Genomic DNA, 20,567 nt, shown 5'->3' on the forward strand with positions numbered 1-20,567 from the left:
CGTTGAGGGTGCGGAGGCTACGAAAACCCCAAGTCGAGGCAGCCAAACGGGACCGCCTCCAGCCACAGGTCGAGCAGCTGGCTGTCGCCGACGATCGCTATTCCGTTGCGACGAACAGGTAGGCGTCGGTAGCAGACAAGGAGGATCGGCCACAGGTCCCCGCACCGAGACCACAGCCGCCTTCGCACGACCACGATGCCCTGTGATGACGTCGCCGGTGAGATCGATCGTCCACTCCGCGGACTTCTCTGGTGTGGTGTCGTGGCATGGAAGTGCAGGTTGCGGCCGGGGTCGATCTCGAAAATCACCAGCATCGCAGTGAGCTGCATCCACTCGTCGATAGCGTCGACCGCCAGGTCGGGATCGACCGTGTAGGTCATACCGAGCGCAAGGGCGGCGTCGGCGCGGTGGATGAGCGTCTGTGCCTCGGCCGAGCGATGGGCGCCACCAAGATGCCGAACTAACTGGCCGACATTCCAGTCTGCGCAGCTGGGCACCTGGACGGTCATGTCCGCGCCTTTGATGTCGGACCGCAGTAGGTCGGGTCACCACCGACGGTCCAACGCCCGACGGCGGCGGCGAGATCGTGTCCTCTGCGCACACCGACGACATGGCGTCCTTGCCTGTCAGCTCTGCGCGTCGAGGGTCTGGCGCAGGCTCGCCGCCATCCCGGCTGAATCGTGGTCCCGTCCGACACCTTCCACGAAGATGACGTCACCGTCGAGGTGCCGGGTCCGCAGCGGCTTGATCTCCTGATAGGCGGAGGATTCGTACCAGCTGCGCACGGCCATCATGTCGGGGAACTCGATGATGATCACATCGCCGGCCCAGCTGCCCTCCCGAACGTCCACCGGCCCTCCGTGCACGAGGAACCGCCCACCGAACGGATCCAGAGTCCCCTGGATTCGTTCGAGATAGGTCAACACCTCCACATGCACCGGCGCCTTGCGGAGGCGGGCGACCGCGTACGCCGTCATGGTTTCTTCCTTCGTCGAATACTTGTGAACGATGCTCAGCGCCGAGCGGGCGTGACCTTGCGAGACGAGCTTCGGCGAATCGGGGCGTCGTGTCGATTACCTCCCAGGTAGTCGCCGGGCGAATGGGCGACGGCCTATGGTCGGTGCGGTGAGGAGCCCACCGACCGCGACCCCGCTGGCCCCCGCCGACAACCCGCAGGTCGGTGATCTGCTGCGGGAGTGGCGGCGCCTACGCGGCCGGAGCCAGCTCGACCTCGCCCTGGACACCGGCGTTTCCGCCCGACATCTGAGCTTCGTGGAGACCGGTCGGTCCCAGCCCAGCCGGAGGCTGCTGCTCGCTCTGGCCGACCAACTCGACGTACCGCTGCGCGAACGGAACGCTCTCCTGCTCGCCGCGGGCTACGCCCCCGCCTACACCGAGACCGGTTTGGACAGCGCACAGACCCGCGCGATCAGCGACGCGCTCGAACGCCTGCTCGCCGGCCACGAGCCCTACCCGGCACTCGTCCTGGACCGCTGCGGTGATGTCGTACGCACCAACAACGCGATCGCACCGCTCCTGGTCGACGTCGATGCGGCGATTCTCGCGCAGCCGATCAACGTGTACCGGCTCAGCCTGCACCCCGACGGCCTGGCGCCGCGGATCCGCAACCGGGACGACTGGACCGCCCACCTCGGTCACCGCCTCACCCGTCTCGCACGGCTCACGGGCGACCCGAGGCTGGTCGACCTCGTCGCCGAGATCCGCGGATATCCCGGCGTCGCCGCAGCCCTGGACCGGCCATACGAAGTCTCCTCCCGAGAGCTTCTGCTGACCCTGAAGCTCGCGCACCCGGCTGGGGAGCTTCACCTGCACAGCACGGTCACCAGCTTCGGGAGCCCGAACGATGTCACCCTCGCGGAGTTGGCCGTCGAGTCGTTCTTTCCCGCCGACCAGCAGACCCGGCAGATCCTTCACCGTCTGACGCCAACCGGCTGAGTCCGCCCGGGCGGCCATCCGACTGCGAGAGGATGGGCGGATGCTGCTCGATGTTCCGTGCCTGGAAGGCGCCCGCGTGACGGTGATGGGTCTCGGCCTGTTCGACGCGGGTGTCGGGGTGACGAAGTACCTCTGCCGGTCGGGCGCCAAGGTAACCGTCACCGATCTCAAGCCCGCTGAGGATCTGCACGCATCCGTTGCCGAGCTGGCCGGCTGGCCGGTCGAGTTCCATCTGGGCGAGCACCGGGAGAGGGACTTCCGCCAGGCAGATCTCGTGATCGCGAGCCCAGGCGTACCGCCTGACTCTCCCTGGCTGTCGCTCGCGCCCGCCGTCGACACCGAGTTGAACCTCTTCGTCAAGCTGTGTCGCGCCCGGACTGTCTATGGCATCACCGGCTCCAACGGCAAGACGACCACGACCACGCTCATCGCCAGGATCCTCGAGCAAGGGCCGCGGCGGACCTGGCTCGGCGGCAACATCGGAGTCTCGCTGCTTCCGGTCGTGGACGCGATCGCGCCAGAGGACGTCGTCGTCCTCGAACTGTCGAGCTTCCAGCTGGAGAACCTCGACGCGATTCGGCGCAGCCCGCAGGTCGCGGTCGTGCTCAACGTCACGCCCAACCATCTGGACCGGCACGGCTCGATGGACCGCTACATCGCCGCCAAGCGCGCCATCGTGGCCCACCAACGCGACGGTGCCCTCCGGGTGCTCAACGCCGATGATCCAGTCGTACGAAACTTCGCTGGCGGCACGACCCGGTGGTTCGGCGAGAGCGGCGACGCCACGAGCGGCACGTGGATCCAGGGTGAGTCGATCCACCACGGTGGGCGGGTGTTGGACGTGTCGGCGAGACGGTTGGCCGGCCGGTTCCACCTGCACAACATGGCGGCCGCTGTCGCCGCGACGGCGGGGGCGTTCGACGGCTGGGGCGACGCCGCGCAGGAGGTGTTCGGGTCGTTCGCCGGTGTCGAGCACCGGATGGAGTACGTCGTCGAACGCGATGGTGTGACCTACTACGACGACTCGATCGCCACCACCCCCGAACGCACGCTCGCCGCTCTCGACACGGTCACTGGACCGCTCGTGATCCTGCTCGGCGGCTACGACAAGAAGCTGCCCTTCACCGACCTGGGGCGTCGGGTACGTGAGCGCTGCCGGGCCGCCGTGGTGTTCGGCCAGACCGCCGACGCGATCGCGGAGTCCCTTCGTCCGCGGGAAACTGTCGCCGAATCCGTTCGTATGCGGGAGTCCCCGGGGGAGCCGGACGGGTTCGAGCTGCACCGCGCGGCGAGCTTCGACGACGCCGTGGCGGCAGCGCGCAGCGTGGCCCGGCCAGGAGACACGGTGCTCTTGTCGCCCGCCTGTGCGAGCTACGGGATGTTCGGCAACTTCGTCGAACGTGGCCGACGGTTCAAGGAGTTGGTGCGCGGCTGACGCGAGTATCGTCACGTGCCCTGGTGGCCCGCCACTCCGTCTCCACCATCGCGTAGACAACCTCGTCGGTCCATTCGCCCTTGACGTACTCGTTCTCCACGAAGTGCGCCTCGCGTCGCATCCCGAGCCGTTCGAGGAGCCGGGCGGAGCGGACATTGCGGGCGTCGAGGCGCCCGATCATCCGGTGCAGGCCGAGTCCCTCGAAGCCGAGCCGTAGGGCGACCTCCGCCGCCTCGGTGGCGAATCCCTGCCCGCCATGGTCGGGGTGGAAGACGTACCCGATCTCGCCCAGCCGGTGCTCGCGGCTCACCCAGAACACCAGGAGGTCGCCCACCAGTGCGCCGGTGTCACGGCGTACGACGGCAAGTGCGAGGGCGTCACCCTCGGACCTGATGCAGCTCTGGCTGATCCGCTTCGCCAGGACGTCGGGCATCTCCTCCGCACGGCGCGGCTCCCAGTACAGGTAGCGGGCCACGTCGGCACGACGCTGGATGTCGAACAGGGCGTCGTGGTCATCCGGGGTGAACGGCCGTAGCAGGAGCCGGTCGGTCTCGATCGGACAGTCAGGTGTCAGCACCCGGCCGATGCTATGCGGTAGGTCGGACAGCAGCCCTCGACTGGGATGCCTGGCGAGCCACGTGGCTGCAGATCGCGCACGGGATCGCCCAGAACGGCCGCTCGACCGTGCTGTGCGGCACGATCACACCAGACCAGCTCGAGACGCTGCCGACCCGCCAACTCGTCGGACCGATCCACTCCTGCCTGCTCGACTGCCCGGACGACGTACTCGTCGAACGCCTGCGCGCGCGGCCGCCGTGGCAAGGAACCGACGAGGACTTCGTCGCCCGGCAACTGGGGTTCGCCGCATGGTTGCGTGACCACATCGAGCCGTCGTTCAGTTCGTACGCCTGTGAGCCGGCCGCCGTATTGGATCAGGTCGCCGCCTGGGTCACGTCAAGGCTGGGCTGACGGGTCGCGGCGCGGCTCATCCGGTCTCCGCGTCGCGCGACAGGACGGGAATCGGCCAGCCATCCGTTCGCACGGATGGGCCCAACAGTGAGATCCTGGGCGCGTAAAGCGCTTTCCCAGACCAGCCTGCCTTCCCTGACCTGCAGGTCTTCCCAGACATGACTGTGGAGTGGAGTGATCCATGCGCGACCCCCTCGTGCTTGTCACCAGCGTCACCGACGACCAGTTCGGCCAGATCCGCGCAGCCGTCCCCGAGGCCACCGTCGAGCGGTACGCCGGCGACGAACTGGCGGACAAGATCGGATCAGCGCATGTGGTGGCCGGCCATGTCGACGCGACCAACCTCGCCAAGGCATCACACCTGGCATGGGTGCACAGCTGGGCCGCGGGACCCAACAACCAGGTCTTTCCCGAGATGGTCGCGAGCCCGGTGACGGTCACCTGCTCGAAGGGCAACGGCGCCGTCCCCCTGGCCGAGCACGCGATCATGCTCATGCTGATGCTCAACCGCGACGCGATGCGGTGGGTACGCGCGCAGGACGAACAACGCTGGGAACGTCACACCCACGGTGAGCTCAACGGTCTCACGGTCGGCATCCTCGGCCTCGGCTACTCCGGTGTCGACCTCGCGCTGAAGGCGAAGGCGTTCCACATGCAGGTGTTGGGTATCCGCCGCAACCCGCAGCCCACTCCGAACGTCGATGAGGTCTACGGGCCGGACCAGCTGCACAAGATCCTTCCCCGGGTGGACTTCCTCGTCCTGACCGCGCCGATCACACCGGAAACGCGGGGAATGCTCGGCGAGGCGGAGTTCCAGGCGATGAAGCCGACCGCCTACTACGTCAACTTCTCCCGCGGCGGTATCGCCGACGACGACGCTCTTCTCGCCGCCCTGCAGAACGGCTGGATCGCTGGCGCCGGCATCGACGCACACGGGCAGGAGCCGCTGCCGGCCGACAGCCCGTTCTGGACCGCGCCCCACACGATCATCACGCCCCACAACGGAGCCACCACACCACAGACGCGACAGCGCGCGGTGGACATCTTCATCGCGAACCTCCGCCGCTTCGTCGACGGCGAGCCGCTGACCCACGTCGTCGACAAGGCCGCCGGCTACTGACGCGGCCGGTTGGGCGAGGGGTCGTCGTTGGCGGCGCCTGCCCGTGGCGCTGGCCGATGCTGGCAAACCCGCTGCCGCCATGCCGGTCGCGTTCGTACCGTTGAGGTGCGGCGGTCCGACGCCGCCCCACCGGAGCAGCCGAGGAGTGCATCGTGACCGCCGTGGTCGACACACCAAAGGTCCTGACCGACACCGAGATCGAACAGTTCTGGGAGCAGGGCTACGTGGTGGTCCGCGGTGCCATCTCGAGGGAGGAGGCCGCGCACTACCGCGACCTCATCCTCGACATGATCCCCCGCGACCTGAACATCCCCGAGCACTGGCACAGCGCCGACGGGCGGATCAAGCCGATGGCATCGCCCGGCGACCACACCTACGACACACCCGAACTCCTGCCGCTCTGGGCCAACGAACGCCTGTACCACGTGGCCGCGCAGCTCCTGGAGTCCCACCGGCTCCGGGTCTTCGACGGGTCGCTCGGCGTCACCATGCGCAACGACATGCACCGCGACACTCCACGCAGCCAGACGCTGCACATCGACGCCTCCGTACCGAAGGACGTCGACAACTTCCTCTTCACGCTGGAGGAGGTTCAGGTCGGCGGCTGCTACTACTTCACCGACGTCCTTCCCGACGGCGGCGGCATCCACATCGTGCCCGGCGGCCACAAGATCGTCGAGGAGGAGTCGCGCGCGCATCCACAGGGCCGGCACCTGCACGACGACTGGAAGCGGATCACCCACCTGGAGAGCGTGGAGGTCACCGGCGAGGCGGGCGACTTCGCCCTGCTGCACCACCTGATGCCGCACGGTGCGGCCCACAACCGCCGTCCGGTGGCGCGGGTGGCGCAGTTCATGCGGTACGCCCGGGAGGACCACCCGCACGGCGCGGGCAAGGCGCCCGCACCTGGTCGCTTCAACGAACGCCAACTCGCCGCCGCCGGACCACTTGGCCGCAAGCTACTCGGCGTCGACCCCTGGTGACCTGACGCCGTTCAACCGTCCCACTCCGGGGCCCCGGCGGCCTCGTCGACCTATGTGGGGATGTCCGGGGCGGACTGGCCTTCCTCCGCGAGCGGAGGAAGGTGGAACCCCCACTTCTGTGCCAGCGAACTCCACAGCCGGATGCCGAGTTCCCACGCCGCGACGAAGGCGTCAGCCAGGTTGTCACCACGCCCGCGTTTTGTGCCGATCCCCCGGAGGGCGTCCAGCGTCTCGCGCGACAGGTCCCGCTCCGCCAACCTCGACGGCGTGAGCCACCGATCGGTCGCACCTTCGGCCAGGCGCGCCATCCACAGCAGGTGCCGGCGTACGTGGGCGAGGGCGTCGACAGCGCGTTCGTACTCTCCTCGCGCGAGGACGTTGCGGCCGAGGAGCCACCAGTTCGCGAATCTGCCGCACAGCTCCGCGACCTCGAAGGACGTGGAGGGCGCAGGAGGATGCACGGGAAGCTCCGCCAGTGCTGGCGCGAGCCGGCCGTCCCGGTCGACGACGAGCATCGCCTCGACCGGCGCTCCCCTGCCCGGCCAGCTGCGTACGACCTCGGTGTCGGACGCCGGCCACACGTGCAGCTCCACCCGGATGTGCCGGTCGACCACGGCGACCCAGCCACCGGACTCGTTGCGTACAAGAAGATCCGGTTCCGCCACCTGGGCGATCCAGTGCGGGAACGACCACGAGCCGAGCTCGGCATCGTCGAGGAAGACCCAGAACTCCACATCCGAGAAGGCGTCGCCGAGCCCGGCCGGGCGCGAGCCGTAGGTCAGCGCGGCCCGGACCCGGTGATCCGCCACGAGCAGCCCGCGGAAGGCGCGCTCCAGCCGGTCCTGCGCAAGCTCGTCCCGCGCCGGACCTTCCTCCTCAACCCTTGGGGTGTGACTCCGCGAGCTCGACATGCGACCCATCCTGCCTGAGGATCACCGCCGGACGCCGGCCCGTACGTCGTCGAGGAGCACGGCCGCGGAGTCGAGCCGGGCAAGGAGATCCGCCGGGTCCGTACCACCGGCGCACAGGCCGTGCGCCCGTTTCGCGAAGTTGGTCGGTGCCGAGGGCAGCCGACCGGCGCTGTCGACGAGGCCCTTCTCGTTCACGACCCACCGACCGTCGTGGGCGTGGAGAGCGTGCGCCATGATGCCGACCGCGTGGGCAAGGCACATTCCGACGTACGCCGCGTCGCCGCGGCCGGCCGGTTTGTGCGCGATGTCGAGGCTGAACCCGGCCTCCCACAGCCAGTTCACGAATGCCGCACGGAGCGGGCTCGGATAGAGCACCGCGGCAGCTTTCAGTCGTTCCAGCTCGCCACTGGGATCGGCGACGACGATGCCGAACGCCATCTCGCCCACGTACGTCGTCGAGACGAATCCGAACGGGTGCCCCGGCTGGTGATGCAGCCCGAACTCCCCTCGCTGCGCGCGCTTCCACTCGCGGTGCACCCGGTCGAGGTCGCGCAGAATCCAGTCCACCCGGCCGCTTTTCAGGTCGAGCCAGGCACCGCCGTTGACCCACGGACCCCAACCACCGGGCCCGGCGACCTCCGTGGGCCGACCGACCGTCTCGCTCGCGAGGGCACGGAGGGTGTCGAGGTCCAGCGGTTCGCGGTAGTAGACGCCGAGGTCGAGGTCGGAGCCCCCGTCGGCGGTCCCGCGCGCATGGCTCCCACCCACCATGACGCCGACGACGCCGTCCACGTCGACGAGTGCGCGGGCGTGCTCCCGGGCGAGTGCGAAGACGTCCGCGTGTCCCGTCGTCGGCTGCTCAGCCATGGGCCCGCTCAGTCATGAACCGCGCGCTCATGGGCCGCTCAGTCATGTGCTGCCGGGACCGTGTCGTGTCCGCCGGCGTGTCCCGTCTCGTCGGCAGCGTCGGGTGCGCCAGCCCCGCCATCCTGCGTACGTGCGTCCGTCACGATCCGGTGCTCGGCGAAGAACGCGGCGAACGGCACGGTCCCTGCGACCAGCACCACGAGGGTCCGCCAGAGGGACCACCGCCGCGCGTAGCCGAGCAGCAGGACGACCACGACGTACACCGCATAGAGGAAGCCGTGCAGCGGCCCGATCACCGCGCTCGGTCCCGGATTGTCCGCGAGGTGGTTCAGCGGGACGGCGACGAACAGCAGAGCGATCAGAACAATCCCGGTGACGTAGGCCATCACGCGGTAGGCGGTCAGCAGTCGCGGCATGTCGACGGTCCTCGCAGGTGGGCAGCGATCGAACCACACCTGCCTATCACGCACCACCTGGCCGAAGTCCATCGAGGGGGAAGACCCGCGGACAGGTGCCTTCCCATCGCGGCCCGACAGCCGATAAGCTGACCGGTCCCGACAAATGCCCTGACGAGCGACAGCAGGGCCACAGCCCAGAATTCTCCACCTGACGAACCCCCGGTCCGCGCTGGCTCGGGGGACATTCGGCGTGCTCAGCCCGTCTGCACCCTTCGGCGCCAAGCACCCGACTCGCACCCGGCCATGACCACATGGCCGGGCGATTCCCGCTGCCCGAACCCGATGCCCGCTGCCCAAAGCCCGACCACTGATGCCCGACGACCGATGCCCGACCACTGATGCCCTGACCACTGATGCCCGGATGCCTTTCCACGAAGGGAGCCCCGAACCCCGATGAGGGTCTATGCGGCCATCGCGCTGCGTACCTTCCGTCGCTTCGCGACCTACCGCGCGGCCACGGTCGCCGGTGTCTTCACCAACACCGTCTTCGGATTCATCATGGCGTTCACCTACATCGCCCTGTGGGAGGCCCGGCCCGGGCTCGGCGGCTACGACGTGAGTGACGCGGTCACCTACGTCTGGCTCGGCCAGTCGCTCGGCATGATCGGTGGCCTCTGGGGCGGCGGGTTCCGCGACGAGCTCGCCGAACGCATCCGTACCGGCGACATCGCCGTCGACCTCACCCGGCCGGTCAGCTTCCAGGCCTGGTGGCTCGCCGGCGATCTCGGCAGGGCGGCGTTCCACCTGCTCGCCCGTGGCGTCCCGCCCACCTTCATCGGCGCGCTTGTCTTCACCCTCACCCTCCCCCGCGATCCACTGACCTGGCTCGCCTTCCTCCTGGCCGTGCTCCTCGGCGCGATCGTGTGCTTCTCGATCAACTACCTCTTCGCCCTCACCGGCTTCTGGCTCCTCGACTCCCGCGGAGTGCACCAGGTCGCCGGAGTGCTGGCGATGTTCTTCTCCGGCATGCTTCTCCCGCTGAACATCTTTCCCGGCTGGTTCGGCGACCTCGCCCGCATCCTGCCCTGGTCCTCGGCGCTACAGATCCCCGCGGACGTCTTCCTTGGCACGTACCAAGGCCTCGACCTCCTGCCGGTGTTCGGCTTCCAGGCGGTGTGGGCCCTGGTGCTGTGGGTGGCCGGCTACTTCCTGACCTCCCTCGCCACCCGAAAGGTGGTGGTCCAGGGTGGCTGACGCGCTTCGTGCGTACGGATGGATCGTCGCGATGTGGATCCGGTCGACGATGGTCTACCGGGCATCGTTTCTCATGCTGACGGCCGGGCAGTTCGTGGTCACCGCGCTCGACTTCGTGGCCATCTTCATCATGTTCGCCCACACCCGCGAACTGGGTGGTTTCACCCTGCCGGAGGTGGCGTTCCTCTACGGGACCTCGAGCTTCGCGCTCGGCGTGGCCGACCTGCTCATCGGCAGCACCGAGCGGCTCGGACGCCGGATCCGGATGGGATCGCTGGACGTGATGCTGGTGCGACCGGTGCCGGCGTTCATCCAGGTGGCGGGCGACGAGTTCGCACTGCGCCGACTCGGCCGGATCACGCAGGCGACCGTGGTGCTCGTCTGGTCGCTGTTCGCACTCGATCTCGACTGGACCTGGGACCGGGTGCTGCTGATGCCGGTGATGCTCCTCAGCGGCAGTGTGATCTTCGGGGCGATCTTCGTGCTCGGCGCCTCGTTCCAGTTCGCGGCAAGCGACGCGGCGGAGGTCACCAACGCGTTCACCTACGGCGGGACGTTCCTCACGCAGTACCCGCCGACGATCTTCGCCAAGGAGCTGGTCAGGGCGGCGACGTTCGTGATCCCGCTGGCATTTGTCAACTGGATGCCGGCCCTGCACATCCTCGGCCACGCCGACCCGCTCGGGCTGCCGAAGGCGTTCCAGTTCGGCTCGCCGGTCGCAGCCCTCGCCATATCCCTCGTCGCCGCGCTCGCCTGGCGCGCGGGAATCCGTAGCTATCGCAGTACAGGGAGCTGACATGTCGCCGTCCGTACCTTCACAGCCCGCCGGGTCTGGCGCGCTGATCGAGTTGTCCGGGGTGGGAAAGACCTTCGTCGTACGCCGGCGGGTCGGTCGGATCCGCCGTACGAAGGCGGAGGTGCACGCCGTCGCCGACCTGTCCTTCACCGTCGACCGGGGTGAGATGGTCGGCTACATCGGCCCCAACGGCGCAGGGAAGTCGACGACGATCAAGATGCTCACCGGCATCCTCGTGCCGAGCGCGGGCACGCTGCGCGTGGCCGGCATCGAGCCGTCGAAGGAGCGGCTCTCCCTCGCCCGCCGGATCGGCGTCGTCTTCGGCCAGCGCACCACGCTCTGGTGGGATCTCCCGCTGCGCGACAGCTTCGGGCTGCTGCGCAGGATCTACAAGATCCCGGACGGGAGGTACGCCGAGAACCTCGACCGGTTCGTCGACCTGCTCGAGCTGGGCCCACTCCTCGACGTACCGGTCCGCCAGCTCTCCCTCGGCCAGCGCATGCGCGGCGACATCGCGGCCGCCCTGCTCCACGACCCCGAGGTGCTCTACCTCGACGAGCCGACCATCGGACTCGACATCGTGAGCAAGGTGAAGGTCCGGGAGTTCCTCCGCGACCTGAACGCCGAACAGGGCACCACGGTCCTGCTCACCACCCACGACCTCACCGACATCGAACAGCTGTGCACCCGGGTCATGGTGATCGACCACGGCACCCTCATGTACGACGGCGACCTCGACGGACTGCACCAGCTCGGCGACAGCGAACGGACCCTCGTCGTCGACCTGGCCGAGCCCCTGCCCGCGATCGAGGTCCCGGGCGCGCGGGTCGTCCGGAGGGATGGACCACGGCAGTGGCTCGCGTTTCCCACCGCCGCCAGCGCGGCACCGCTCGTGTCCGCGATCGCCGAGCGGTACCCACTGGCCGACCTGTCCATCCAGGAGCCGGCGATCGAAACGGTGATCGCCAAGATGTACGCCGAGGGCGTCATGGCCGACCGGTCATAGCGTCAGCCGCGGGGAACACAGCCTGCCGGACCGCGACGCCACCGCGGACGATCTCGTCTCAGGGACCGTAGACGCGGACGTAGTCGAACCTGGCCGTCGCTCCTTCGCCACCCATCGAGACGAGCCCGATCCGCGGTGGCGCCGCGTCGCCCGGGAGAGGCCACATGGCGCCCCAGTTCCAGTGCGTCCCGTCGCGACTGGTCGCCGCCTGGAACAGGTGCTCACCGGTACCAGGGTGGGTCGTGTGCCGCAGCCGGAGCCAGAGCGTGTCCGCAGACGGGCCGAGCTGCACCGCGTCCGGCCACGGACTGGCGTCCGGGCCCACCCACAGGAACGCCTGTCGGGTCGCGCCCGTGGACGTGGGAGCCACGTGCACGGAGTCGCCCCGGTCGATCCACGCGACGAGACCCGCCCGTTCATACCCCCGCGGACCCGTGCCGAGGGGCAGGGTGAGCTTCGTCTCCACGGTGTACGTGCCCTCCGGTGCCTCCCGCAGGAGGACCGACGCGTGGTCGTCCTGGCTGAAGTCGGCGTCCTGGGTGTCCCAGACATACGCACCATCGGCCAGATCGCCCCTGGGCGCCCCCTCCCACGTCCAGCCCTGGCCGAGGGTGGTGCCGTCGAACTCGTCGCCGTACTCCGGGAGGGGCGTGCCGACCTCGGGGTCGGGCACCTTCTCGGTCACCGGTTCGTAGAGCGTGGCGGTCCCGACGTTGTCGGCCTGCCCACCGCCGCCGCGGGACACCACGCCGACCGGTGCCTGCCCGGCGAGCTCGTCGGGCAGGTCCAGGTCCAGTCTCGCCAGCGGACTGCCCTCCATCGCTGCACTCACCTCGAACGTCGCCTGCGTACCGCGCACCTCCGCCGTGACCGCGTGCCACGCGTCGAAGGCGAATCCGTCGTGGAGAGGGCCGGTCGCCGCCTGCACGGTCTCACCGTCCACCACGACGTCGACGACCAGGGCCCGCCGATCCGGGTCGAGCCAGGCGGTGGCGTGGGTGCCCGCGTTCTGGTAGCCGACCACCAGGCCGACCGCACCGTCGCCTCTCACCCGAAGATCGCCCTCAGCGCGGTAGTCGGCGGCACCTGTCTCCTTGCTGCGCAGCAGCACCGGGTGCGGGCCGCGCGATCGGGCGGAAACGAAGGCGCCGGAGTCGGCGTCCTCGTCGAGACGCCACGCCTCTTCGGGGCTCTGCCGCCACCCACGTAGCGACCCGTCGGCAAAGGTGCCGCCCACGTCCCATGTCCCCGCGGGCGCCGGCTGCGGGGTGTCCGACGTCCATGCGCCGGCCCGGACGGTCGGCCAGCCAGCGATCCAGTCGAGCCGGTCCATCACCGTCGGGCGTCCACCCCAGGCGTCGAACCGGCTGTTGGCGTTGGAGAAGTACCAGTCCTGTCCTGACCTGTCCACGGCGACCGCGTTGTGCCCGGTGCCGACCAGGCTGTTGCCGTTGGGTGAGTTGACGATCGTCCCGCCCGGTGCGGTGGCCGTCAGCGAAACACCTTCGGCGTCCACGAACGGACCGGTCGGCGACATCGAACGCCCGGCGAAGACCGGGTAGCCACCGGTGTCGACCGCGCAGCATCCGTACGCGGAGTAGAAGAGGTAGTAGTAGCCGTCCCGCTTGACGACCCAGGGCGCCTCCCCACGGTCGCCTGCGACCACCTGGGTCGACTCCCCCACGGCTCGAGTGCCGTCAGCGGAGAGCCGCACCACATGCATGCCGCCACGCCGGAACGAACCGTAGTAGAGGTACTTCGTCCCGTCGGTGTCGACGAACAGCGCCGGGTCGATCTCCATGACCTCGCCGTCGGGTACGAAGTCGACGACGGGTCCACCCGAGTCGGTCCACGGCCCGGCCGGGGTCGGCGCCGTGGCGAGGCCGATGGCGGCGTTCCCCCCGCCGGCAAGCGAGTAGTACAGGTAGTACCTTCCGTCGACGTAGCGGACGTCCGGCGCCCAGTACCCCGTTCCCGGGAAGGGCTTCCACGTCGGGTGGTTCTCCTCGCTGAACACCGTCCCGACGTACTCCCAGTTCACCAGGTCGGCGGTCCTGCCGATCGGCATGTAGTACGGCGGACCGCCCGCGTCCTGGTTCTCGTGCGTCATCACGGTCGCCGTGGCGAAGGCGTACCAGTAGCCGTCCTTCCCGCGAATCACTCCCGGATCGGAGAACGCGTCGGCGAAGTTCGACATCAGTGGGTTGGTGAACGTCCCCTGGGCGTCCACGCCCTGGGCGTCAACGGCCTGGGCGGCGACCATTGGCGTGGTGCCCGTGACAACGAGTGCGAACACCGCGAACACCGCGAGCAGCAGTCGTCGAAGCCGAGTGTGCATGAGCCGATCTCCCTTGCCGACGTGGTGATGGGTTGGTGCTACTCCCCCTGCATGACCAGTGCTGCCACCCGCCAGTAGCCGTCCCGTAGCGATCCGACGAGGCGCAGGTCGGCGAGACGTCCCGGCGTCCCGCCGTCCAGCACGAACGAGAACCACCGGAACTCGGCCTGCGGGATGATCTCCGGTCCGGAACTCCCGAGTTCGGTGTCGCCCTCGTAGACCGTCGTCGTTCCGGACGGTGCGAAGGCGTCTCCGGTGAGGATGTGGACCCTGTGCGGCCCGGCGGGTACCGCGACCCGCAGCACGTAGGCCTGGTCCCGGCCCAGGACGATGTCGCGGCGAAGGACGTCCATCCGGGCGCGGTCGCGGAAGTCGGGTGGCTCCCCGACCCAGCCGAATCCCCGCCCGGCGTCCCAGGTCTCCGCAGGTGACAGCCGGGTGTAGCCGTCGAGCACGGGACTCGTCGGACTCCCGGCGTCGAGGGCGAGCACGGCTTCGTCGGCAGCAGGCACGCTCACGACGTTGAGGGGCCACTTCTCCGCCTCGGCGTCGCCCTCGATCCGGACTGCGACGGTCGCGAGCGCGGGTGGCGACGGCGGGGTGACGACCGCGACGAAGGTCCGTTCGTCGCCGGGGGGCACCTGGCCTAGCGCGGGCTCCACCGACCAGCCGTCGGGAACGTCGACGGTGATGGTGACGTCCGCCGGCGCGTCCGGCGTCGTACCCGCCACCGTCACCGTCACCTCGTTCGGTCGGCCGCCGAACCACACGCCGTCCGCACGTACATCGGTCACGACCGCGGGTGGCACCACCGAGTCGTGGTCGATGATGACCAGCGCGCACAGCCGCCAGAACCGTCCGGGGACGCTGGAGAACGCGAGGTCCACCTCCCGCCCGGACGCTCCGCCGTCGAGGTCGGCATGCAGCCATTCGAAGGTGCCACCGCGGATCCGGCCACCCTCGGCGATGCGTACGCCGTCGACGTCGACGAACGTCGGCCACACGTCGGGACCTCCGTCACCGACCAGGATCGACACCTCGTGGACGCCCGCCGGGATCGCCAGCCGCAGTGTCGCTGGAGCCGTGTCACCGCAGAAGTCCCGGCGTGCGGCGTCCCATCTCCCGCCCCGGTCACGCTCCTGCGGGCTCCTGCCGACCCATCCGTACGCCCGCGTGGGGTCCCATGACGTCTGTGGTGTCAGACGTTGGTAGCCGGGGACGAGCGGGCTCGACCCGGAGCCCGCGTCGAGGGCCACGTGGCACCGGCGGCCGGCCGGCACCACGACCGCCGGCTGACCGGCGTTGCCGAGCAGCTCGACGTCGGGCGTCACCGTGAGCCCGAGCGGGACCTGGTCGGCTACCAGCGGCGGCTGCACCGGGGCCCTCATCTCCACCGTTGCGGCGGCCGCGAGCTCCGCCGAGACGGTGCCAGATGTCCATCCTCCGCCGGGGACGTCCACCCGCGCGGTGACGGCGTGGGTCGCGACGGTTCCGTTGGTCACGCTCAACGCGAGCCGGTTCGGCCAGCCACCGAGCAGGAGTGGGGCGCCGCCAGTGGCTTCGTACGCCAGCCAGCCTCGCCGCTCGTCCAGCGTCCGGGAGTAGCCGAAGAAGTACGCGACGATCGCGTCCCGCCACCGTCGCGCATGGAACACGTGGTCGTCGAAGGTCGCCAGGATGTCGGCATGGCGACGGGCGTCGACCTGTCCCACGAGCCCGCGCCAGGTCTCGCGCATCTGCAGGACCCGTTGGTAGCCGGCGAAATGGCTGTCGTAGATGTGCTGGATGACCGTCGTACCCGAGTGGAGTCGGTGGGTGTAGGGCACCCAGTGCAGGAAGAGCAGCAGGTTGTCCGGGACCGTCTCCAGTGACTCGTAGCGCTCGGACCAGTGCGCCGCGTACAACCCGGCGAATCCGGAACCCGTCGCCACGCTCCGGTCGAAGCCCGTGCCCTCGGTTGTCGTGTGGTGGGACTGGTTCAGCGTCGACCGGGGATCCGGGTCGAAGTGTGACCCGGTGGGGAACGTCAGATATCCCATGCCCAGCGGGGAGGTGTATGCCTCGTACGTACGCCAGGAGTCGAGCATGACCCGGCGCAGCTTCTCGACGAAGGGCGCAGCAGGGGTGAACGTCATCCGGATCCACTCGGTCACGATCTCCTCGGCGGACAGGTCGGGGTTCCACGCCAGCCGGGCGAAGCCATGGGTGTTCGCCGCGCCCAACTGGTACCCGGTCCAGTCGCGGTCGTCGCCGAAGTTGACCACCCCGATGAGACCGACGTTCGACTGCCCGTAGGCGGCTCCGCCGACGATGGCCTTGACGGTGGTGCCCTCCCCCTGGGCGAGCGTGTCGAAGTCGAGGACCTCCTTCCACTGCGGCACCAGGTAGCAGAGATGGACCTCGTGGCCGGTGTACTCCTGGGTGATCTGCAGCTCGATCGCCTGGTTGGTCCGCGGCATCGCCCCGAACAACGGGTGGACCGGTTCGCGGACCTGGAAGTCGATCGGGCCGTTCTTCGTCTGCACGACCGCGTTGTCGGCGAAGTCGCCGTCGAGCGGGGCGAAGGTCTCGTACTGGTACTCCGCCCAGTCGGAGAAGCCTTCGTGGACGAAGCTCCGCCACACGAGCAGACCGTCGTACGGGCGGAGCCGGTCGGCCAGCATGTTGGCGCCTTCGGCGTGGGTACGTCCGTAGTCCAGCGGACCGGGCTGACCCTCGGAGTTGGCCTTCACCAGGAAGCCGCCGAAGTCGGGGATCAGGTCGTAGATCTCGGCGATCTTGTCCTGCCACCACTGCTGGACCCGCGCGTCGAACGGGTCGGCGGTCGTGATCGGATCCGCGCCCCCGGCGGTCAGCACGATCGGGCTTGCGTAGTTGGCGGAGACGAACATCCGCACACCCCAGGCCCGTAGCACGCCTGCCAGCGCGGCGAGACCGGGCAGGCGTTCGGAGGCGAGGAACTGTGCGTTCGCGTTGACGCTGTTGACGACCGTCGCGTTGAGGCCGACGGACGCGAGGATCCGTGCGTAGTCGCTGTAGCGCGGGTCGAGCTCGGGCAGCGCGTCCCAACGGAAGATCGACAGGCCGGCGTAGCCGCGTTCGACGTTGCGGTCCAGGTCGTCCCAGTGGTTCAGCATCCGAAGCGGATTGGCCGGCCGCTCCCGCACATCGAGTGTGTCGAGCCGCTGGTACGTCTGCAGCAGCCGGAGCAGGTGGAACGCACCGTAGAGCACACCACGCTGGTGCGAGGCACCGATCACGATCCCGGAACGCCCGGTCGTCCGGACGACGTAGCCCTCGTCACCGAGCGCGTCCATCTCGTCCCGGCTGACGTGGGCGCGGACCGCCGGCGACTCGTCGTACGTACCGAGGACGACAGCGCCGCCGTCCGGATCGACCAGCGGAACGTCCCGGTCGAGCAGCCCGCCGAAGCCGCGCCGCAGCTCTGCGACGGCGGAGCCCAGCAGCTCCCCCGAACCCTCCGGCGCGATCCCCTCGATGGCGCGGCGGTACTCGTCCAGGCGCCCGCCATGGCCGACCAGGCGATAGCGCAGCCACAGCTCGTGGCCGTCCTCGTCGGGTGGGCGGCCAGGCGCAACTACGGCTGGCGCCACCGCTGGTGCTGCCACCGCCGTACCGGCGCTGCCGACGCAGAGGTAGCCGGCCGCCGCTGCCGTGGCACCAGACTTGAGAATCGTTCGACGGGAAAGGTCCGGCATGGTTCGAACTCCGTGACTGTCGTCGCCAATGTCGTGGTCGGGGTGGGGCGCGGACCTACTCGGCTCGATGGAGCTCGCGCCGTCGGCCGGGTCGACGACCAGCGGCTTCGCCGGCGGGCGATCGGCGAGTGCCGGTCGTCGCCATGCCTACTCCTCGTAGCCCGCGTTGCGGTAGTGGGGATCGGCGTCAGGGCCGTAGCCGAGCGCCGACCGTCGTGCCCGGAAGGTTTCCATCGCCGACGCGTACGCCGGGTCGGCCACGAAGTCCTTCGTCTCCGTCGGATCACGATCGAGGTCGAACAACACCTCGGGCATGCTCTCCCCGTAGTACTGGTACTTCAGGTCACCACGCTTGATCATCAGGTTCGTCTGTCCGAAATGGGAGACGGACTCGTCGCGCCATCCGGTCGTGTCGCCGTGCAGGAGTGGCACAAGGCTTCGGCTGTCGAGCCCTTGCGGCGGTTCAAGCCCGGCCAGCGCGCACAGGGTGGCGAACACGTCGCACAGGTTGACGTTCACGTCGACCCGGCCGGGCCCGAACGCCGCCGGCCAACGGACCACCAACGGAACCCTGGCGCTCGCCTCGTAGAACTTCTGCTTCTCCCACACCCCGTGCTGGCCGAGCATCTCCCCGTGGTCGGTCGTGTAGACGACGATCCAGTCGTCGAGGGACTGGCCCACGTGGTCGAGTGCTCGGAGCACCTGGCCGAACATCGCGTCGGCCTTCTCCACCATCGCGTAGTACGCCGCCGTCGCCCGCCGGATCTCGACGTCTGTCGCATCGACGCCGGGACACACCTGGCGGGTCGACAGGAACGGATGCGGTGACACCGCCTCGTCGAGGAACGGCTCGACCCGATTGAGGTAGTAGGTGAAGAGATCCTTCGGAGCCAGGTAGGGATAGTGCGGCTGGTTGAGGCTGACCTTCAACAGCAGCGGCCGATCCGGAGTCGAACGGTCGTAGTAGGGGTCGCAGAAGTACTCCTCGATGAAGTCCAGCGCACCGCTCAGGGCCAGGTCGTCCTTGGCCGTCCACGGACTGCGCCCGATCCCCGCCCGTCTGACCTCCTTGGCGTCCGACCACTTCAACCCCTTGAGGGTGTACGCACGGGAGGCGAACTCCGGTGCGGGATCCCTCACGAACTCCGGCGCGAGCACCGTGTCGGCCCCGATCCGATGCGTCCAGCCCTGCATCTGGTCGGTGCCCTGATGGTGCAGTTTGCCGGCGCACACGGCCGCGTATCCGTGCCGCGCGAACGTCCGCGCGAACGTCGGATGACCCGGCGGCAGGTCCTGGCCGAACCGCAGGCAGCCCGTCGTGCGTGGCAACTGCCCCGCCATCAGGCTCTGCCGGCCTGGTACGCAGATGGGCGCCGGGGTGTAGGCGTTGTCGAACACCACGCCTCCCGCGGCGAGCCGGTCGAGATTCGGCGTGCGGACGACCAGGTTGCCGGCGTACCCGGCCACGTCGTACCGGTGCTCGTCGGTCATCAGGAACAACACGTTCGGGCTTCTCGCCATCAGCGGGTCACCTCCCGACCGGGAAGCGGCGCCTCGCGGACGAGGTTGGTGAGGACGAGCGCGGCCGCGCCGAGTGGACCGGCATGAACGCCCAGTTGGCCGACGCGGAGCCGCGGAAGCGCGAAGGGATACCAGCTCTCCAACGCGTCGCGTAGCGGGTCGACGATGAGCGGTCCCGCCCGCATTGTCTGCCCGCAGAGCAGCACCAGGTCAGAGTCGGTGACACAGAGCGTGGTCGCGACGACCGCTCCGAGGATGCGTCCCACGTCGGCGAGGACCTCGGCCATGAGGGCGTCTCCGTCGACCGCCGCGTCGATCACGTGGTCGATGTCGAGTTCTGTGATCGGGACACCCCGATGCGTTTCCCGGCCGGTCGCGCGGAGGCGGTCGGCTGCCGTACCCGCGATGCCGTCCGCACCGACCCGCCCCCCGACCGTGGGCGCGGACCGTGCATCGCCACGGCCCGGAACCTCGAGCAGCAACCGCCCGAGTGCCCCGGCACCTCCGTCGCCGCCGGTGAACAGCTCACCGCCCGCAAGGATGGCAGCGCCGAGGCCGGACCCGAGCATCAGGCACAGCAGGTCGGGAGTTCCCCGCCCGGCGCCGAAGAGATACTCCCCGACCCCTACGGCGTGGGCACGGTTCTCCGTCACGATCGGCAGCCCGTACCGCTCCCCGAGGACCGCGAGGAGGTCGACGTCCTTCCAGTGCGGATGGCCGAGTGGTGTGAAGCGCCCCTTCTGCGAGCGGCGCATCATCGTGGGCACGGCGATCCCGATACCGGCCAGGCGTTCAGGGGCGTCGGCTGTGAGCACGTGGTCGATGACGCTTGCCAGAGCGTCGACGAATGCCCGGTCGCCGTCGGCGAGGTCGATGGCACGTGCCGCCTCGGTCGAGATATCCCCCGACAGGTCTGAGACGACCGCCGTGATTCGGTCCGGGTCGACGCTCACGCCGACCGCCCGAAGAGCGTGCGTACGCAGTCCGTACAGCATCGGTCGCCGCCCGCCGGACGAAGGACCTTCGCCCACGGCCGCGACCACCCCGTCGGCCTCGAACTCACCGAGGATCTCCGTGATGGTCGGCACGCTCAGCCCCAGCCGGCGGCCGATCTCCGCCTTCGACAGCGGCGCATCGGTACGCAGGGTCCCGAGTACCAGGGCGCGGTTCCGCTTGCGGGCATGGAGGTCGACCACTTCTTAAACCATCCTTCAGAAGGTCGCATCAGCCTCGTGTGCACTCACCGGGCCGTCAACATCACGCGCCGCTTCCGGCCGTCCGAAGCAGGTGGGAT

18 protein-coding genes are annotated in these 20,567 nt (G+C 69.1%); 8 read left to right on the forward strand and 10 right to left on the reverse strand.

Annotated features, from left to right (window positions below; genetic code table 11):
- Positions 1–17: 17 nt before the first annotated feature.
- Both ABN034_RS01160 and ABN034_RS01165 read right to left on the reverse strand, forming a co-directional pair.
- Positions 18–536 (reverse strand): maleylpyruvate isomerase N-terminal domain-containing protein, encoded by a 519-nt coding sequence (locus tag ABN034_RS01160; protein ID WP_349689575.1) that lies wholly within the window; start codon positions 534–536, stop codon positions 18–20.
- A gap of 90 nt (positions 537–626) precedes the next feature.
- Positions 627–977, reverse strand: a complete 351-nt coding sequence (locus ABN034_RS01165; RefSeq protein WP_349689096.1) for a DUF1330 domain-containing protein — start codon at positions 975–977, stop codon at positions 627–629.
- 148 nt (positions 978–1,125) lie between these two features.
- Here ABN034_RS01165 and ABN034_RS01170 point away from each other — a divergent pair, with 148 nt between their 5' ends.
- Complete coding sequence (locus ABN034_RS01170) at positions 1,126–1,956, forward strand: helix-turn-helix domain-containing protein (protein WP_349689097.1); 831 nt, start codon at positions 1,126–1,128, stop codon at positions 1,954–1,956.
- A gap of 40 nt (positions 1,957–1,996) precedes the next feature.
- Positions 1,997–3,391, forward strand: coding sequence for a UDP-N-acetylmuramoyl-L-alanine--D-glutamate ligase (murD, locus tag ABN034_RS01175; RefSeq protein ID WP_349689098.1), 1,395 nt, complete (start codon positions 1,997–1,999; stop codon positions 3,389–3,391).
- Here murD and ABN034_RS01180 read toward each other — a convergent pair.
- A complete protein-coding gene (locus ABN034_RS01180) occupies positions 3,369–3,968 on the reverse strand; it encodes a GNAT family N-acetyltransferase (protein WP_349689099.1) in 600 nt (199 codons plus the stop codon). The two genes, murD and ABN034_RS01180, sit on opposite strands and share 23 nt — an antisense overlap.
- Between ABN034_RS01180 and ABN034_RS01185 the strand changes: the two genes are divergently transcribed.
- From ABN034_RS01185 to ABN034_RS01195, 3 genes are all read left to right on the forward strand, one after another.
- On the forward strand, positions 3,959–4,360 hold the full coding sequence (locus ABN034_RS01185) for a hypothetical protein (protein WP_349689100.1): 402 nt from the start codon (positions 3,959–3,961) through the stop codon (positions 4,358–4,360). The genes ABN034_RS01180 and ABN034_RS01185 overlap by 10 nt on opposite strands.
- 181 nt (positions 4,361–4,541) lie before the next feature.
- The gene (locus ABN034_RS01190; protein WP_349689101.1) at positions 4,542–5,480 is read left to right on the forward strand and encodes a D-2-hydroxyacid dehydrogenase; all 939 of its coding nucleotides are present in this window, start codon (positions 4,542–4,544) and stop codon (positions 5,478–5,480) included.
- Positions 5,481–5,632: 152 nt separating this feature from the next.
- Complete coding sequence (locus ABN034_RS01195; protein ID WP_349689102.1) at positions 5,633–6,463, forward strand: phytanoyl-CoA dioxygenase family protein; 831 nt, start codon at positions 5,633–5,635, stop codon at positions 6,461–6,463.
- A 50-nt stretch (positions 6,464–6,513) separates the two neighbouring features.
- On the opposite strand, the gene ABN034_RS01200 is transcribed toward ABN034_RS01195, so the two are convergent.
- Genes ABN034_RS01200 through ABN034_RS01210 form a run of 3 tightly spaced genes read right to left on the reverse strand, consistent with a single transcriptional unit; the run spans position 6,514 to position 8,657 of the window.
- Positions 6,514–7,374, reverse strand: coding sequence for a hypothetical protein (locus ABN034_RS01200; RefSeq protein ID WP_349689103.1), 861 nt, complete (start codon positions 7,372–7,374; stop codon positions 6,514–6,516).
- A gap of 21 nt (positions 7,375–7,395) precedes the next feature.
- Positions 7,396–8,241, reverse strand: a complete 846-nt coding sequence (locus ABN034_RS01205; RefSeq protein ID WP_349689104.1) for a nucleotidyltransferase domain-containing protein — start codon at positions 8,239–8,241, stop codon at positions 7,396–7,398.
- 38 nt (positions 8,242–8,279) lie between these two features.
- Positions 8,280–8,657, reverse strand: a complete 378-nt coding sequence (locus tag ABN034_RS01210) for a DUF3817 domain-containing protein (protein ID WP_349689105.1) — start codon at positions 8,655–8,657, stop codon at positions 8,280–8,282.
- 435 nt (positions 8,658–9,092) lie between these two features.
- Between ABN034_RS01210 and ABN034_RS01215 the strand changes: the two genes are divergently transcribed.
- Genes ABN034_RS01215 through ABN034_RS01225 form a run of 3 tightly spaced genes read left to right on the forward strand, consistent with a single transcriptional unit; the run spans position 9,093 to position 11,695 of the window.
- Positions 9,093–9,893: an ABC transporter permease gene (locus ABN034_RS01215; RefSeq protein ID WP_349689106.1), complete on the forward strand. Its 801-nt coding sequence runs from the start codon at positions 9,093–9,095 to the stop codon at positions 9,891–9,893.
- Complete coding sequence (locus ABN034_RS01220; protein WP_349689107.1) at positions 9,886–10,689, forward strand: ABC transporter permease; 804 nt, start codon at positions 9,886–9,888, stop codon at positions 10,687–10,689. Before ABN034_RS01215 ends, ABN034_RS01220 begins: the two co-directional genes overlap by 8 nt.
- 1 nt (position 10,690) lies before the next feature.
- Positions 10,691–11,695, forward strand: a complete 1,005-nt coding sequence (locus ABN034_RS01225; RefSeq protein WP_349689108.1) for an ABC transporter ATP-binding protein — start codon at positions 10,691–10,693, stop codon at positions 11,693–11,695.
- A gap of 58 nt (positions 11,696–11,753) precedes the next feature.
- Here the strand turns inward: ABN034_RS01225 and ABN034_RS01230 are convergent, their stop codons facing one another.
- From ABN034_RS01230 to ABN034_RS01245, 4 genes are all read right to left on the reverse strand, one after another.
- Positions 11,754–14,033, reverse strand: coding sequence for a family 43 glycosylhydrolase (locus tag ABN034_RS01230; protein ID WP_349689109.1), 2,280 nt, complete (start codon positions 14,031–14,033; stop codon positions 11,754–11,756).
- Between the two features lie 38 nt (positions 14,034–14,071).
- Entirely contained in the window at positions 14,072–17,752 is a 3,681-nt protein-coding gene (locus tag ABN034_RS01235; protein WP_349689110.1) for an alpha-glucuronidase family glycosyl hydrolase, read from the reverse strand.
- 147 nt (positions 17,753–17,899) lie between these two features.
- A complete protein-coding gene (locus ABN034_RS01240; protein WP_349328105.1) occupies positions 17,900–19,273 on the reverse strand; it encodes a sulfatase-like hydrolase/transferase in 1,374 nt (457 codons plus the stop codon).
- Positions 19,273–20,469, reverse strand: a complete 1,197-nt coding sequence (locus tag ABN034_RS01245; protein WP_349689111.1) for an ROK family transcriptional regulator — start codon at positions 20,467–20,469, stop codon at positions 19,273–19,275. The genes ABN034_RS01240 and ABN034_RS01245 overlap by 1 nt, the downstream gene beginning before the upstream one ends.
- Positions 20,470–20,567: the final 98 nt, after the last annotated feature.

The sequence above is a fragment of the Actinopolymorpha sp. B11F2 genome (genome assembly GCF_040195635.1).
GTDB lineage: Bacteria > Actinomycetota > Actinomycetes > Propionibacteriales > Actinopolymorphaceae > Thermasporomyces.

What these genes read in the sequence shown, in the direction of transcription:
- ABN034_RS01165 (WP_349689096.1), bottom strand. Translation starts at nt 977, where the DNA reads ATGACGGCGTACGCGGTCGCCCGCCTCCGCAAGGCGCCGGTGCATGTG.
- murD (WP_349689098.1), top strand. Translation starts at nt 1,997, where the DNA reads ATGCTGCTCGATGTTCCGTGCCTGGAAGGCGCCCGCGTGACGGTGATG.
- ABN034_RS01190 (WP_349689101.1), top strand. Translation starts at nt 4,542, where the DNA reads ATGCGCGACCCCCTCGTGCTTGTCACCAGCGTCACCGACGACCAGTTC.
- ABN034_RS01200 (WP_349689103.1), bottom strand. Translation starts at nt 7,374, where the DNA reads ATGTCGAGCTCGCGGAGTCACACCCCAAGGGTTGAGGAGGAAGGTCCG.
- ABN034_RS01205 (WP_349689104.1), bottom strand. Translation starts at nt 8,241, where the DNA reads ATGGCTGAGCAGCCGACGACGGGACACGCGGACGTCTTCGCACTCGCC.
- ABN034_RS01210 (WP_349689105.1), bottom strand. Translation starts at nt 8,657, where the DNA reads ATGCCGCGACTGCTGACCGCCTACCGCGTGATGGCCTACGTCACCGGG.
- ABN034_RS01215 (WP_349689106.1), top strand. Translation starts at nt 9,093, where the DNA reads ATGAGGGTCTATGCGGCCATCGCGCTGCGTACCTTCCGTCGCTTCGCG.
- ABN034_RS01225 (WP_349689108.1), top strand. Translation starts at nt 10,691, where the DNA reads ATGTCGCCGTCCGTACCTTCACAGCCCGCCGGGTCTGGCGCGCTGATC.
- ABN034_RS01230 (WP_349689109.1), bottom strand. Translation starts at nt 14,033, where the DNA reads ATGCACACTCGGCTTCGACGACTGCTGCTCGCGGTGTTCGCGGTGTTC.
- ABN034_RS01235 (WP_349689110.1), bottom strand. Translation starts at nt 17,752, where the DNA reads ATGCCGGACCTTTCCCGTCGAACGATTCTCAAGTCTGGTGCCACGGCA.
- ABN034_RS01240 (WP_349328105.1), bottom strand. Translation starts at nt 19,273, where the DNA reads ATGGCGAGAAGCCCGAACGTGTTGTTCCTGATGACCGACGAGCACCGG.